This window comes from Mesorhizobium sp. B2-3-12 (genome assembly GCF_006442205.1).
Taxonomy (GTDB): Bacteria; Pseudomonadota; Alphaproteobacteria; order Rhizobiales; family Rhizobiaceae; genus Mesorhizobium.
In genome coordinates, this window is the sequence record NZ_VFVR01000009.1 from 239185 (window position 1) to 253729 (window position 14545).

Annotated in this window: 17 protein-coding genes and 1 pseudogene; 7 read left to right on the forward strand and 11 right to left on the reverse strand. The window is 64.4% G+C overall.

From position 1 onward, the window contains the following. The first annotated feature begins 125 nt into the window (after positions 1-125). Positions 126-899, forward strand: a complete 774-nt coding sequence (locus tag FJ948_RS24420; RefSeq protein ID WP_140708962.1) for a pseudouridine synthase — start codon at positions 126-128, stop codon at positions 897-899. A 16-nt stretch (positions 900-915) separates the two neighbouring features. Here FJ948_RS24420 and FJ948_RS24425 read toward each other — a convergent pair whose 3' ends face one another. After that, complete coding sequence (locus tag FJ948_RS24425; RefSeq protein WP_140708964.1) at positions 916-1317, reverse strand: hypothetical protein; 402 nt, start codon at positions 1315-1317, stop codon at positions 916-918. 93 nt (positions 1318-1410) lie between these two features. Further along, the gene (locus FJ948_RS24430; protein ID WP_224693500.1) at positions 1411-1800 is read right to left on the reverse strand and encodes a hypothetical protein; all 390 of its coding nucleotides are present in this window, start codon (positions 1798-1800) and stop codon (positions 1411-1413) included. A 431-nt stretch (positions 1801-2231) separates the two neighbouring features. Here FJ948_RS24430 and FJ948_RS24435 point away from each other — a divergent pair, with 431 nt between their 5' ends. Beyond that, positions 2232-2633: a VOC family protein gene (locus tag FJ948_RS24435; RefSeq protein ID WP_140708967.1), complete on the forward strand. Its 402-nt coding sequence runs from the start codon at positions 2232-2234 to the stop codon at positions 2631-2633. Positions 2634-2921: 288 nt separating this feature from the next. On the opposite strand, the gene FJ948_RS24440 is transcribed toward FJ948_RS24435, so the two are convergent. Next, positions 2922-3503, reverse strand: coding sequence for a histidine phosphatase family protein (locus FJ948_RS24440; RefSeq protein WP_140708969.1), 582 nt, complete (start codon positions 3501-3503; stop codon positions 2922-2924). Between the two features lie 363 nt (positions 3504-3866). Here FJ948_RS24440 and FJ948_RS24445 point away from each other — a divergent pair, with 363 nt between their 5' ends. Then, entirely contained in the window at positions 3867-4316 is a 450-nt protein-coding gene (locus tag FJ948_RS24445; RefSeq protein ID WP_140708971.1) for a universal stress protein, read from the forward strand. Between the two features lie 43 nt (positions 4317-4359). Here FJ948_RS24445 and FJ948_RS24450 read toward each other — a convergent pair whose 3' ends face one another. Then, positions 4360-5265, reverse strand: a complete 906-nt coding sequence (locus FJ948_RS24450; RefSeq protein WP_140708973.1) for an AraC family transcriptional regulator — start codon at positions 5263-5265, stop codon at positions 4360-4362. Between the two features lie 200 nt (positions 5266-5465). On the opposite strand from FJ948_RS24450, the gene FJ948_RS24455 reads away from it, so the two are divergent. Further along, entirely contained in the window at positions 5466-6041 is a 576-nt protein-coding gene (locus tag FJ948_RS24455) for a DUF308 domain-containing protein (protein WP_140708975.1), read from the forward strand. A 29-nt stretch (positions 6042-6070) separates the two neighbouring features. Here FJ948_RS24455 and FJ948_RS24460 read toward each other — a convergent pair whose 3' ends face one another. Together FJ948_RS24460 and FJ948_RS24465 are read right to left on the reverse strand one after the other, a co-directional pair. Next, positions 6071-6820 (reverse strand): sulfite exporter TauE/SafE family protein, encoded by a 750-nt coding sequence (locus tag FJ948_RS24460; protein WP_140708977.1) that lies wholly within the window; start codon positions 6818-6820, stop codon positions 6071-6073. A 39-nt stretch (positions 6821-6859) separates the two neighbouring features. Further along, on the reverse strand, positions 6860-7063 hold the full coding sequence (locus FJ948_RS24465; protein WP_140708979.1) for a hypothetical protein: 204 nt from the start codon (positions 7061-7063) through the stop codon (positions 6860-6862). A gap of 122 nt (positions 7064-7185) precedes the next feature. On the opposite strand from FJ948_RS24465, the gene FJ948_RS24470 reads away from it, so the two are divergent. Continuing rightward, positions 7186-8058, forward strand: a complete 873-nt coding sequence (locus FJ948_RS24470) for a LysR substrate-binding domain-containing protein (RefSeq protein ID WP_140708981.1) — start codon at positions 7186-7188, stop codon at positions 8056-8058. 15 nt (positions 8059-8073) lie between these two features. Here the strand turns inward: FJ948_RS24470 and FJ948_RS24475 are convergent, their stop codons facing one another. The 5 genes from FJ948_RS24475 to FJ948_RS24495 form a co-directional block, all read right to left on the reverse strand. Further along, the gene (locus tag FJ948_RS24475) at positions 8074-8772 is read right to left on the reverse strand and encodes an RES family NAD+ phosphorylase (RefSeq protein WP_140708983.1); all 699 of its coding nucleotides are present in this window, start codon (positions 8770-8772) and stop codon (positions 8074-8076) included. Next, positions 8766-9176: an MbcA/ParS/Xre antitoxin family protein gene (locus FJ948_RS24480; RefSeq protein ID WP_140708985.1), complete on the reverse strand. Its 411-nt coding sequence runs from the start codon at positions 9174-9176 to the stop codon at positions 8766-8768. The genes FJ948_RS24475 and FJ948_RS24480 overlap by 7 nt, the downstream gene beginning before the upstream one ends. 447 nt (positions 9177-9623) lie before the next feature. Beyond that, on the reverse strand, positions 9624-11057 hold the full coding sequence (locus FJ948_RS24485) for an aldehyde dehydrogenase family protein (protein ID WP_140708987.1): 1434 nt from the start codon (positions 11055-11057) through the stop codon (positions 9624-9626). Positions 11058-11218: 161 nt separating this feature from the next. Next, the gene (locus tag FJ948_RS24490; RefSeq protein ID WP_140708989.1) at positions 11219-11602 is read right to left on the reverse strand and encodes an ACT domain-containing protein; all 384 of its coding nucleotides are present in this window, start codon (positions 11600-11602) and stop codon (positions 11219-11221) included. Positions 11603-11604: 2 nt separating this feature from the next. Continuing rightward, a complete protein-coding gene (locus FJ948_RS24495) occupies positions 11605-12090 on the reverse strand; it encodes a GNAT family N-acetyltransferase (protein WP_140708991.1) in 486 nt (161 codons plus the stop codon). Positions 12091-12459: 369 nt separating this feature from the next. Between FJ948_RS24495 and FJ948_RS24500 the strand changes: the two genes are divergently transcribed. Both FJ948_RS24500 and FJ948_RS24505 read left to right on the forward strand, forming a co-directional pair. After that, positions 12460-13899 (forward strand): PAS domain S-box protein, encoded by a 1440-nt coding sequence (locus tag FJ948_RS24500; RefSeq protein ID WP_140708993.1) that lies wholly within the window; start codon positions 12460-12462, stop codon positions 13897-13899. A 110-nt stretch (positions 13900-14009) separates the two neighbouring features. Continuing rightward, a pseudogene (locus tag FJ948_RS24505) lies at positions 14010-14397 on the forward strand (ester cyclase). Positions 14398-14545: the final 148 nt, after the last annotated feature.

A 14545-nucleotide genomic window follows, 5' to 3' on the forward strand; every position in this document is an offset into this window, starting at 1 on the left:
AAAAGTTCAACCCGGTGCTTGACGATTCATCGCTCGGACGGAGCCTCCAGCCGCATGGAGGCGTGGCTTGCGGTGCCCGCTTTCTCCATGGCATTTGTCGCCTGGAAGGGACCATCGGCAAAACCATGGCAGCACGATCACCACCGCCCGGCCGGCCGCCCCCCGGCAAGCCACGCGCCGCCGGGCCTCCCGGCGTCAGCCTGAACCGCGCGCTGTCGAAACTCGGCCTGTGCTCGCGCACGCAGGCGCAAGTGCTGATCGCGGCGGGCCGCGTGCGCGTCGGCGGCAAGGTGGTGTGCGATGCGGCGTTGCGCGTCGACATGAACCGCGACCGCATCGTCGTCGACGGCGACGCGGTCGTTGCCGAACGCAAGGTCTATCTGATGCTGAACAAGCCGCGCGGGCTGGTCACCACCCGCGACGATCCGCGACAGCGCGACACCGTCTACGCCTGTCTCGAAGGGCTCGACCTGCCCTATGTCTCGCCGGTCGGCCGTCTCGACAAGGCGAGCGAAGGGCTGCTGCTGATGACCAACGACACCCATTTCGCCAACCGGCTGATGGACCCGGCCTCGCATCTGCCCAAGACCTATCACGTGCAGGTCGCCACGGTGCCGGATGACGTCATGCTGGGCAAGCTCCGCGCCGGCGTCACCGTCGATGGCGAGACACTGGCGTCAAACTCGATCGGGCTTTTGCGCAGCGGCGGCCGCACCGCCTGGCTGAAGATCGTGCTCGACGAAGGCAAGAACCGCCACATCCGCCGCCTGCTCGCCGCCCACGACATCGAGGTCAAGCGACTCATCCGCATCGCCATCGGCGGCTTGCCGCTGGGCGATCTCGCCAAGGGTGCCGCACGGCATCTGACGGCGGAGGAGCTGGCGTTGCTGGCGCAGTGAACGGGCGTCTAAGTTTCTATTCGACGTTGATGCTCACCACGGCCTGGTGAGCGTCGCCCATATAGGTGTGGACCGAAAACGTAACCTGGTCGCGACCCTTGTATCCGGGCTTCGACCGATAAAGCCCCTTGATGCCGTCGACCTTGTGCGCGTTGCATTTCCAACGGTCGTTCGATTTGGCAAAACCGGCGTAGATCTTGGCGTGGACGAGCCTGACCTTGCCGTGGCTTGGACCCGCGATGATCCGGACATCGTTGGCGCCCGCGCTCGAACAGTCGGCATTCAGGCTGACATTCCTGAAAATATAGATCTCCTGTCCGGAGAGCGCCGATTTTTCGTAGCTCGACGCCGCCGCCGGCCAGGCTGCGCAGCCCAGAATCGCCAATGCCGTTACCAAACTTGTCGTTCGACGCTTCATTTCAACGATCCTCCTGGCTGCACGATTTGCCGCCCGCCACGGCATGCGGGCGGATATTGGCGGGCCTCCGCAGCCCTTGCGACGGAAAGCCTGCTACTCCACCTTGATGTTGGTGACATATTTAAAGGCGTTGCCGTCATAGGTGTGGACCGAGATCGTCACCTGATCCCAGCCCTTGAAGCTGGGGCTCGACCTGTAGAGCGCCTTGATGCCATTCACCTTGCGGAGATTGCATTTTGCCCGGTCGTTCGACTTGTTGTAATGCGTGAACACCTTGTCATGGACGAGTTTTACATTTCCGTGGCTTGGACCCGAGACCACCCTCACATCGTCCCTGCCCTCGCTGGAACAATCCACGTTCAGGCTCGCTCCGCCGAAGAAATAGACATCACGGCCCGAAAGCGCTGTCTTTTGGTAGGTGAACGTCCGGTTGGAAGCAGCCGCGGGACTGACCGCCAGCCCCAGAAGTACCAGCCCCGTCATGATAGGTGTCGCGCGGCGCCTCATATTGTCTCCCCCCGGTTCAGGAACTCTCCGGCCGACGATTTTATGACAGCTCGGAGCAAGCAACAAATCACGGAAACAGCCATGCCAATCAATTCATGGTTATCAGAATAAAATCGATAAAGCCCTCGGAGATCGCCATTCTAAATACTCATACCGGACGAAATGAAGTATTTACCTCGAAACAACGCCACGAAATTCTTAAGACCATGAAATGCGCCAAGAACAGATTGCCGATTGCAACACGTTGTCGCCTGCCGATGATTTCTCCCCTCCCGCTGTCCAGGCGCCGGTCAGGTCCGAAGCATAACCGCCGCTCCCTCTCTCCTGACAGAAAGCTGTCAGGAGGCCTGGTCTATGCATCGGCTGGGAAGCCCGCTCGCGGCTTCAGCGACCAAGGAGCCAATGCGATGAATTTCGTCTCTGTCCGCATCATAACGTCGGACGTCCAGCGCCTCGTGCGCTTCTACGGGGAGATCACCGGCATGCCGGTGACGGTGTACACGGAAGATTTCGCCGAACTGGCGACGCCGGCCTGCACCCTGGCGATCGGCGGCACACGCACCCTGATGCTGTTCGGCGGCGACATCGCCCGCCCCGCCGACAACCACACCGCCATCCTCGAATTCCGCGTCGGCGACGTCGATGCAGAATTCGACCGGCTGTCGGACCTCATCAAGAAGACGACCGTGCAGGAGCCGACCACCATGCCCTGGGGCAACCGCTCGCTTTTGTTCCGCGACCCCGATGGCAATCTGGTGAATTTCTTCACGCCGGTGTCGGCGGAGGCGATCCGGAAATTCGAGAGGTAGAGGGCAGCCCAGCATCCGGAATTAGCCGAGACCTCCCCGCGTTCGTCATCCCAGGGCGGAGCAGCCGCGAAAGCGGCGTCGCGGAGACCCTGGGATCCATGCCGCGACCTTCGCCATCGAGCGCAGCGGAGCAGAATTCTGGACCGTGGCAACGCACCGGAGTCCCGGCATGGATCCCTTGGGCTGCGGAGCAGCTCCAGAGGTCTGCGCCGCGTCGCTACGCTCCTAGCTCCGCCGTGGATGACGAAGTGACGGGCGCTTCCGCGCTGTGCAGGCGCCGTTGCTCCCCTATTTAAGGTTCCACTTGCGCACGACCGGCTCGGTCAGATCATGCTCGTAACCCAGCACGCTGATGCTGGCCGTGTCGAGCACGAACAGCGCGCCGCCTTCCGGCGGCAGGCCGAGCCAGCGGGCGGCGAGCACGCGCAGGAAATGCGCGCTGGAGAAGATCAGTATGTCGGCATTGGCCTGGCGCAACCGGTCGATGATCCTGTCGGCGCGGGCGCCGACATCGGCCGCCACCTCGCCTTGCGGGCAGCCGTCGCGGAACACGTTCCAGCCCGGCCGCCCGGCCAGGATTTCTTTCGTCGTGCGCCCTTCATAGGCGCCGTAGTCCCACTCCTGCAAATCGTCCAGCTTGAGGCTTGTCGCGCCAAAGCCGGCCAGCACGCTGGTGTTGTAGGCGCGCTGCGAGGGGCTCGACCACACCTGGGAAACCGACAGGCCTTTCAGCCGGTCCGCGAGACCGCGCGCCGCCGCCTCGCCAGCCGGCGTCAACGGCATGTCGGTGCGCCCGGTATGCTGCCCCGAAAGGCTCCACGCCGTCTCGCCATGCCGGACCAGATGGATTTGGGGAAACGCGCTGCTCATGGGATGCCTTTCGATGTCGTCGGCACCTTAGAGGACGATTCCGCAAAGGGGAATCCGGTTGGCGAAATGCGCGGCGTGCCTCTTCTCGACAGGTTGGCGCCGCCCCTCACCATGCCATGTCGGATGATTTCGCCAGCGCAAGTACGCGCCGGCGTTGCGGCGGCTTCTTTCTCCCCGTTTACGGGGAGAAATGCCCGGCAGGGCAATGAGGGGCGGCGCCGACGCCAACGATTGACCGCCCCAGACGCCTGTATGTCAAGCCATCCCGCTGGCCCTGATCCCCGCCGCATTGGCTCAATGAATGGACGCGGGGGCATAACTATCTCTGTTGGATAGTCCTCAGGCACGACAGGCAACACCATCATGTACAAACATCTGCTCATCGCCACCGACGGCTCGGAACTGGCCGACAAGGGCGTCGCCCAGGGCCTCACTCTGGCCAAGGATCTCGGCGCCGCCGTCACCTTCGTCACCGTTTCGGAACAATTCCCGATCTTCGCCTGGGGCGGCGCCATGGCCGGTTACGCGGCCGGCGATGAACTGGCCGTCTACCAGGAAGAATCGCGCCGCTACGGCAAGCAAGTGCTCGACAAATGCAAGGCATCCGCCGATGCGGCCGGCGTCACCGCCAAACTGGTCCATGTCGAGGACAAGCGACCCGCCGAAGCGATCCTGGAGCTGTCCAGGACGCAAGGCTGCGACCTGATCGTCATGGCCTCGCATGGCCGCCGGGGCCTCGGCAGGCTGCTTCTGGGCAGCCAGACGGCGGAAGTGCTGTCCTATACCGAGATCCCGGTGCTGGTGGTGCGGTAGCGGCTGGTCCCGCACCTCGCTATTTTGAGAACGGCGCCGGCGTTCAGGGCTGCTTGCCCAGTTCATTCGCCAAGGCATATTCAACCCGTGGCGGATGCCCGAAGAGTTGCTTGTAGGCGCGGCTGAAGGCGGCCTCGGACTCGTAGCCGATGCGCAAGCCGATCTCGCCCACCCGCGCGTCCCGTCTGGCCAGGAGGTCGCGGGCCAGGCCCAGGCGCCATTCATTCTGGTAGCGCAGTGGCGAGCGCCCGACGAGCGCGGCGAAACGATCGCAGAAGCTCGAACGCGACATGCCGGCCTTGTCGGCCAGTTCATTGATGCTCCATCGCTGCAGCGGCCTTTCGTGGATGGCCTTCAGCGAACGGGCGACGCGGGCGTCGGAAAGCCCGCCGAGCCAACCCGTGGCGTGCCCTTCATGGACCCAGCTGCGTAAGGTGCGGATGACCATGAGATCGATGATGCGCGAAATCATCAAGGCGGCACCTGGCTCGGCGCCGCTGGTTTCGACCATCAGGAACGGCAACATTCCGTCGACCCACCCTGCCCCCTGGGCACGCCCGATATGGATGCATTGCGGCAAGGCGAAGATCATTCCGCGCAGGCTGTCGGGATCGAACCAGAAGCGGCAGACGACGATCTCCACGCGCGGATGCGCCGCCACCAGCCGCAAGGCGCCGGGACCGCGAGGCAGCAGCACGAGGTCGCCAGCCTCGATGACGACAGCGGCCTGATCCTCGCTCTCCATGCGCAACGCGCCGGACCTCACCACGACGATATGAGCCTGCCCGTCGTCGAGATCGAGCTGCTCCGCTCCCGCCAGCGCGCGTGAAAAAACCTCGTCGCCGGCAAGCCTGATCTGCGCCAGCACATGCGAGAGAAGGTCGCCGGAGACACCGGCACGCGGCCCTCCATCCGGAAGAATGGTCAAATTTTCAGGCGATTCAATCATGGATGAGGCCGGCTGTTTTCCCTACATTCCCTAGCAAGAATAGCGCATCTCGCAGTGATTATGCGCTGTTTTCATCTTGGATCAAAGCCATCCCGCAAGTTGAGATGCGAGCGTGAGCTTTCCCAATCATCCGAAGCGGACGTGATCCCAGTCGATCAAGCGGGTCGACCGCCGTCCAACCGCCAAGACAGGAAATTCCAATGAGCACTCAAACCATCCAGGCGCCCTCGGGCATTGCCGCATCGCAGTGGCTGAGATCCTATTATTTCATCCGGGCCGGCTTTTCGGTCGCCTGGGTTGCGGCGGCCTTTACCCTTGGCAAAAGCGCGCCGCCGGTCGCGGCGCTCCTCCTGGTCGCCTACCCCCTATGGGACGCGATCGCCAACATCGTGGATGCGCAGCGCAGCGGCGGCCTGAAGGCCAATCCCAGCCAGGCGCTCAACGCGGCGGTGAGCACGATCACCGCCATCGCGGTCGTCGTCGCGCTTGGACAGGGCCTGCACACCGTGCTGGCGGTGTTCGGGGCGTGGGCGGTTCTCTCCGGCCTGTTCCAGCTTGCCACCGGCGTGCGCCGTTGGCGGGCCGGCGCGCAATGGGCGATGGTGCTGAGCGGTGCGCAGTCGGCGCTTGCCGGCGGCTTCTTCATCAAGCAGGCAATCGGAGCAGCGTCGCCCGGCATCACCGACATCGCCCCCTATGCCGCGTTCGGCGCCTTCTATTTTCTCGTCTCGGCCATATGGTTGAGCGTCACGCAGGCACGCAAGCGCAGAGCTTGATCCTTGCGCGTGCCTAGGCTGGCCTGGCGTTAAAGCGCTGCCTCCAGCATGAGATAGGCTCCGAGCGCCAGCAGCCCGGCGAAGAACACCGTGCGAAAGGTCTCGACGCTCATCTTCTGGCGCAGCGCCTGGCCGACGAACATGCCGGCCAGCGCGGGCAGCAAGGCCAGCACCGACCCAGCCAGTTGCGCCGTCGGCGAGGCCAGCGCGCCGGTCCTGACCAGGCCGAAGCCGAGGGCCAAGGTCGACACGGTGAAGGAGAGGCCGAGGGCCTGGATCAGGTCTTCCCTGCCCAGCCGCAGCGATTGCAGGTAAGGCACCGCCGGAATGACGAAGACGCCGGTGGCGCCGGTGACCAGGCCGGTCGCCACGCCGACCAGAGGCGACATCCACGCTTCGTGGCGCGCCGGCGTGGTGAAGCCGGCCTTGGCGAGGCCCACAAGCGCATAGAACACCAGTGCTGTGCCAAGCCCGGCGGAGGCGATCGTCGTGTGCGCGCCGGTCAGCAGGCCGGCGCCGGCGACGGTGCCGATGACGACGCCGGCCATCATCGTCCACAGCCGCTTGCACAAGCCGCCGAAGGACGGGCCGGTGAACAATTGCCACAGGTTGGTGACCAGCGACGGGATCAGCAGCAGAGCAGCGGCCTGCGCCGGCGGCATGGTCACCGCCAGCAGGCCCATCGCCACGGTCGGCAGCCCCATGCCGACGACGCCCTTGACCAGGCCGGCGGCGAGGAAGACGAAACCGATGAAGGCGACGGCGCCGATGCTCAGCATGGATGGGCGCTCAGCATGAGCCCGGGCACGCCGGTTGCTTCAGTCATGCAACAGCATGTCCGTCGCCTCGGCATCCCGGTTTGCCGGCGCGGCATCACGGCTGGCGGAAGCCGCCGCCACGGTGCATTCCCGCGAACCAGGACGCGTTTGCGCCATCGCAAGCGAGGCCACCGCGAGCGCCAGCACGATCGCCGCGCCTTCAAGAATGCCCAGCCCTCGCCGGCCTGTCGCTTTTTCGGTCATCGCATATCTCCACGCCAAATGATTTGACTGAGATCCGGGTCGCCCACAATGTGGAAGTTGCGCTGCCAGCCTTCGGCCTGAACGAAGGCTGATCCGGCACGACACGATTTGCGGGAGCGAAAATGCGCTTCGACCTCACCGATCTCAGGCTGTTCCTGCTGGTCGCCGAACGCGGCAGCATCACGCATGGCGCCGAACTCGCCGGCCTGGCGCTGGCCTCGGCCAGCGCGCGCATCAAGGGCATGGAGGAAAGCCTCGGCGCGCCGCTCCTGGAGCGGCGCCGGCGCGGCGTGGTGCCGACGGCGGCCGGACAGGCGCTGCTCCACCATGCGCGCGCCGTGCAGAACCAGATCGAGGCGATGGCCGGCGACCTCGGCGCCTATGCCACGGGCCTGCGCGCCCGCGTGCGGCTGATGGCCAACACGGCGGCGACCAGCGAACTTCTGCGCGAAGCAGTCCCTGCCTTCCTGGTCGCGCATCCCGGCATCGACATCGAGCTCGAGGAGCGCCCCAGCCATGAGATCGCCGAGGCCGTGGCCAACGGTGCGGCCGATCTCGGCATCGCCGCGACCTGGGCCGGGCTTGCGCATCTCGAGCAGAAACCGTTCTTCGTCGACCGCCTGGTGGTGATCACCGCGCGGAACCGGCCCGGCCTCGCAGGGCATGGCGTCGGCATGGCCGATATCCTGGGCGAGGCCTTTGTCGGCTTGAGCGCCGGCCATGCCTTGCAGGAACACATCGCCCGCCAGGCGGCCCGGCTCGGCGGCCACCTGCATTTTCGCATCCGCGTGCCCGGTCTCGATAATGTCTGCCGGCTGGTCTCGCAAGGCGCCGGCATCGCCATCGTGCCCGAAAGTGCCGCGCGCCGCGCCGCCCGCACGCTGCGCGCCCTGCGGCTCGGCGATGACTGGGCAACGCGCCAGCTCAATCTCTGCGCCCGCAGCTTCGAGGCGCTGACGCCGCAGGCGAAACTGCTGGCGGCGGCGCTGGCGTGAGGCCAAGCCCCTTGCTCACACCACTTCGAGCACCTTGCCGGTATCATGCTGGCGCACGAAATCGACGCGGCCGCCGTCCCAGTGGTAGCTGTAGTGGCGGCCCTGGACCGGGACACCGATGACGTCGGGCCAGAAGATGCCGATGCACGCTCCGTCGGGCATGCGCACGCTGTTCCATACCAGCCCGTCGCTGCCCGAGGCCCGCAGCGCCCGTCCTTCGGCCTGCGAGGCGCTGTAGTCGTCCGGGTCGAGCACGCCGGGCACGGCGTTGACGTCGTCGAGGTCGCGGTCGACGCTGCCGATCAGCACGCGGAAATCGGCCGTCCAGCCCGGCGCCTCATGGGTGGCGCGCATGAATTTCTGGTGATGGTGGATGGTTTCGGCGAGCGCCACGTCCTCGCTGTCGCCGGCATAATAGATTCCGTAGCTGCCATCCGAGAAGCGGCCGGGCCGTAAGGTCGAACAATGCACGAAAGGCGCCATGACGAAGCTGGCGCCGGGGCCGGAGACCCGCCTTGCGGCCGGCACCTTGCCGAGGTCGCCGAGCTCGAGCCGGATGCGCGGATTGGTCTTCTCCTCGACGGCGGCCAGCGCCTCCCAGTCGCGCGGGTCGGCAATGTCCTCGAACAGGTCAATCGGCGGATGGATGGAGCGGATGATGCGAAAAGTCTGGGGCCAGTGGACGCGGCGCCGGACCGCGAACCCACTCACCATGCACCACGCTCCGCGTCGAGCCATTCGCGCATCGCCGCGAGATCGGAGATGTCGCCGCGCAGCATCAGGTCGAGCGCCGACTGGCCGCCGAATGTGGCATTGGGCTTGCGGATCCAGGCATAGCCGCGCGCCGGCTCGGTGAAGAGATAGCGCAGCCCTTTGTGGATGCCCATCAGATGCGCCATGCGGGTGCGCAGGTCGCGGTCGATCCGGCCGACGCCGCCTTCCTTCCAACGCGCCCAGGTGCGCGCCGAGATGCCGCCAAGCAGCACGCAGGCCTCGAAGTCGGTGAGATTCCACGCCTTGAACAGATTGACCGTGGTACGCGCCAAGGCGCCGGCTTCTTCATCCGAAATGGCCGGGCCGACCGTGGCCGGCGTCGTGGTAATGGCTTGAAGCTGCATGTTTAGACCTCGCTAATGGCAGATATATAGCATGTATCTGCCAATTGGCAAGGATGGTCTGACTGAGCGTCCCTCTCCCGTCTCTATACGGGGAGAGGATGCCGGCAGGCAGGTGAGGGGCGGCGCCGACTTCGGCGGTTGGCGGTCTCCGTCAAACTGATATTGCCCGACGCTGCAAGACAAACATCGAAGCTGGCGCCGCCCCTCATTGTCCTGCCGGACATTTCTCCTCGTATAGTGACGGGGATAAAGGGGGGTGGCGGCGATGTCGGCGCTCTTTCTGAAATGTTGGCGATTGGCGAAATCCGCCACGAAAGCGTCCCTTCTCCCCGTCACTATACGGGGAGAAGATGCCGGTTCACCCTCCCTAGCTGCATCGCAGCGAAGGATGGGCAGGCAGATGAGGGGCGGCGCCGGCGCCTCTCCAGCTACGCGCTGCAGCCAGAACTACTCCGCCGCCTCGTACCCCGCGATACCCTTGATCTCCAAGAAATCCTCCAGGCCGTATTCGGCATACTCCCGGCCATTGCCCGACTGCTTGTAGCCGCCGAAGGGCAGGCCGGCGTCCCATTGGGGATAATTGATGTAGACATTGCCCGATCGCATGCGCGCCGCCACGTCGCGCGCCTTCTGCAGGTCCTTGGCCTGGATATAGGAGGCAAGGCCGTACACGGTGTCGTTGGCCTGCTCGACCGCCTGTTCCACCGTGTCATACGGCAGGATCGCCAGCACCGGCCCGAAAATCTCCTCGCGCGCGATGCGCATGTCGTGGGTGACGTCGGCGAACACGGTCGGCCTGATGTAATAGCCGCGGTTGAGTTCGGCCGGTCGGCCGGGGCCGCCGGCGACCAGCGTCGCACCCTCGTCGATGCCGGCCTGGATCAGGTCCTGGATCTTGTCGAACTGGACCTGACTGACGACAGGGCCGAGCTTGGTGTTGGCGCCGTCGGCCGGGCCGACCGTGAATTTTTCAGCCGCCACCTTGGCGTATCCGGCGGCCTCGTCGTGGCGGTCGCGCGGCACGAACATGCGCGTCGGCGCGTTGCAGGACTGGCCGCTATTGCTGAAGCAGCCGGCAACGCCCTTGGAAACGGCGGTGGCGAGGTCGACATCCGGGAACAGGATGTTGGCCGACTTGCCGCCAAGCTCCTGGTGCACGCGCTTGACCGTATCGGCGGCGGCCTTGGCCACCAATATGCCGGCCCGCGTCGAACCGGTGAACGACATCATGTCGATGTCGGGGTGGCTGGACAGCGCCTGGCCGACGCCGGGACCGTCGCCGTTGACGAGGTTGAACACGCCCTTCGGCACGCCGGCCTCGTCGATGATCTCGGCGAAGATGATGGCGTCGAGCGGCGCGATTTCGGACGGCTTCAGCACCATGGTGCAGCCGGCGGCGAGTGCGGGACCGACCTTGCAGGTGATCTGGTTCAGCGGCCAGTTCCACGGCGTGATCAGGCCGACGACGCCGATCGGCTCCTTGACCACGAGATGATTGCCCTTGACGTGGCGGAACTGGAAATTCTTCAGCGTCTCGGCCATTTTGGTCAGATGCGCCAGCCCAATGCCGACCTGGCTGTCGAGCGCCATCTGCCGTGGCGCGCCCATCTCGCGCGACACCGCGATCGCCAGGTCCTTGGAGCGCTTCTTGTAGACTTCGATGACGCGGTTCAGGATGTCGAGGCGCTCCTCGACCGAGGTGAAGCCATAGGTGTTGAAGGCGCGCTTGGCGGCGGCCACCGCCTTGTCGACATCGGCCTTGGCGCCGAGCGAGATCTGCGCGAAGGCGTCTTCATTCGACGGATCGATGACGTCGAGCGTGTTGGGCACGACGGGATCGACCCACGCGCCGTCGATATAGAACTGCAGATTGTGTGACATGGTTTTCTCCTGGGGTGCCGCATGGCCGGTCCGGCCGTAATATCGGGTCAGAAATAACGATGCGCGAACGGCGCTGTCAAACGCAACCCCCGAAGTGGTTGAGCCAGCGCGCCAGTGGTTGATCCAGCGCGCCAAGTTGATCAGGGCCGGCGACGAGCGGACTATAGCAGCGTATGCCCGGCTTCGCCCAGCAAGCCTCTCGCCTTGGGCTCGTCCGCCGCTTTCACCAGCAGGTGATCGCCATCGAAGGTCGATACCAGGAAGATGCCCAGTTCGTTCTCCGACAGCGGCCGGATGACAGACAACACGATGCCGGTTTCGTCGAAGGCAAACGGCCCCTGCAATTTGAAGGCGATCCAGTTGCGATCGTGCTTGACGGCCTCCGGCACGCGATCCTGAAGGCAGGTTATCGAAAGTTCGTCATCGGTCCTGGTGATGCTGACGAAGCCTGGTCCGTCCGCCCAGGCAGGAATGCCGTCACCGGCCTGAAGCCGCGAAATCGCATACAGGCCCGGGAGTTGCTTGAGCTTGATCCTGGCGGCCATCCTCACGCTCCGGTCGGTGGGCATCCAACGAGCCGCTTGCTCATGTAGACGGTCGTTCCGTTCAGGAACGGCTCCTCGCGATCGACCGTATAGCCAAGCTTGCGATAGAGCGACACATTGGCTTCGAAGGCACCGTTGGTCAACAGGCGGAGCTCCGGGCGACCTGCCGCGCGCGCCTTGGTTTCCGCGCGCTCCAGCAGCAGCCGGCCGATGCCCCTGCCCTGCGCCTGCGGCGCGACGCAGACATTCTCGACCCAGAGGTGATCGTCGGCGAGCATGGTCTCGATCATGCCGATGATGCTGTTCTCTGCCACGGCGAGTTCGAACGGATGCGCGGCGACGGCCTTGTCGTAATCGGCACGCATCGGCAGCGGCTCGCGGCCGATCACCGGCACCCATTTGCCATAGGCGGCGCGCACGATGTCGCGGATGGCGGCAGCGTCGGCAGGCGCGGCCGGCCGAAACCGGATGGAAGGATTGGTGGTCATCGGAAAGGCTCCAGGCATGAAGAAGCCCGCCGGCGTATTTCGCGGGCGGGCTGTGGAAACGAAGCGGATTTAGGAAGCCGGTCTTCGTCGTCGCACAATCAGCCTGCCGGCCCGCACGGGGCGGCGTCGCTTGCTGTCGGGGGGCGCGAGATCAACCATGGTGGCAGGCTGGAGCGGCAACCGTCACGCGTCAAGGCATCGTCTCGCCCGGTCATTGGGCCAACCGTCCACAGCGCCTGGCAAAGCAGTTCAAGCGAACCCTGCCAGAAACCGTTTCCTGTCGGATTCGTCTTTCTTAACGTTCGCACTGCTGTATACGGAACCGTTTTAGCCCGCCGACGTTCACGGTGGTTAAATGGAACCTTGCGCATGACGGACCTGTCGAACAGCTCGACGCTCGATCTATCCCATCAAATCCTCGATAATCTGCCCGTCGCCATTTACACGACCGATAGCGAAGGCAGGATCACCTATTTCAACCGGGCCGCGGCCGATTTTGCCGGGCGCGAGCCCGAGCTCGGAAAAGACCAGTGGTGTGTCACGCACAAGCTGTTCACGACCGACGGGCAGGTGTTGCCGCACGACCAATGCCCGATGGCCGTTGCCTTGCGGGAGAACCGGCCGATCAGAAACCAGTCGGCCATCTCGCAGCGCCCGGACGGCACGCGCGTGCCTTTTCTTCCCTATCCCACCCCGCTCCATGACGAGCAGGGCAAGCTGGTGGGCGCCGTCAACATGCTGTTCGACCTCACCGATCGCCATCTTGCCGACGAGGCCAGGCATCATCTGTCGGCCATCGTGGAATCCTCCTTCGATGCCATCGTCAGCAAGGATTTGAACGGCGTCATCAAGAGCTGGAACGCAGGCGCCCAACGCCTGTTCGGCTACACCGCCGACGAGACGGTCGGCAGGTCCGTGACCATGCTGATACCGGACGACCACCTGGACGAGGAGCCGCGCATACTGGAGCGCATCCGCAAAGGCGAGCGGGTCGAGACCTACGAGACCATCCGCCGCCGCAAGGACGGCAGCCTCGTGCCCGTGTCCCTGACCATCTCGCCGGTACGCAACGCCGTCGGCCAGATCATCGGAGCCTCCAAGATCGCCCGCGACATTTCGCTGGCCAGGGAGAACGAATATCGCATCCGCATGCTGATGCGCGAGGTCAACCATCGGGTCAAGAACCAGTATTCCGTCATCATCTCGATGATCCGGGAAACCAGCAAGCGGTCCTCGACGCCGACGGAGTTCGAACGCCAGGTGCGCGAGCGCATCATGGCGCTGTCGCTCTCGCATGACCTGCTGGTGTCAGGCGACTGGAGAGGCGCGACGATCTTCGAACTGCTGCTGGCACAGGCCAAACCGTTCGGCAACGAGGAGCGAATTTCCATGGCAGGCCCTTCCCTGACGCTGAACCCCAATGCCGTCCAGTATCTCGGCATCGCGTTTCATGAACTGGCGACCAATTCAGCCAAATACGGCGTGCTTTCGGCCGCTGAGGGAACGATATCGGTGCAATGGAAGGTGACCGGGGCAGGCGACCTGAAACGGTTCCAGCTGATCTGGAAAGAGCGCGATGGTCCCCAGGTGCAGAACATCGGCCATGGCGGTTTCGGAACCGTCGTGCTCCAGCGCGTCGCTCCAGCCGCTGTAAGCGGCACCGGCGTTCTCGAATATGACAACCACGGCGTCACCTGGACCCTTGAAGCACCCTCGTCGCAGCTCGAAGCCTCGGTCGACAGCGAACACGTCGACCCGCAGGCGATCGACGAGGTCATCGGCGAACCGGAATTGGCAGTCCTTCCCTGATGCCGCACTCGCAATCCGGCATTGGCGCGCTATGTCTCCCCCGAAAGCATTTCTCGCCGTCTGGAACAGTCGCATAACGATGCGGGTGGGGCAAAGCGCCGGAGCATGCCGTGACCGATGAAGATATTGCCAAGAGCTATCGTGGCTACATCGCCTGCCTCAACGCCCAGGACTGGCAGAACCTCGGCAGCTTCGTGCACCAGGAGGTGCACTACAATGGCGACCGGGTCGGGGTATCGGGTTACCGCGACATGCTGGAACGGGATTTTCGGGAAATTCCCGATCTCTATTTCGACATCCAGTTGCTGATCGCGGATACGCCTTTCATCGCCAGCCGCCTCCAGTTCAACTGCACGCCAAAGATCCTTTTTTCTCGGCCTGCCCATCAACGGCAAGAAGGTCTCCTTCAGCGAGAACGTCTTCTACGAATTTCTCAACGACAGGATCAGGAACGTCTGGTCGGTCATCGACAAGGCGGCGATCGAAGCGCAGCTTTGATGTCATGCGCCACCTATCCTCTTGCGGCTGGTGGTAAACCATGATGCGCGAGGTCGTTGCGGCGGGCGAATACGCTTCGGCGAGCGAAGTCATGCGCGAGGCCTTGCGGGAGTTCGCCGGACGCAACGCGACCAGGCCATCGACGAGT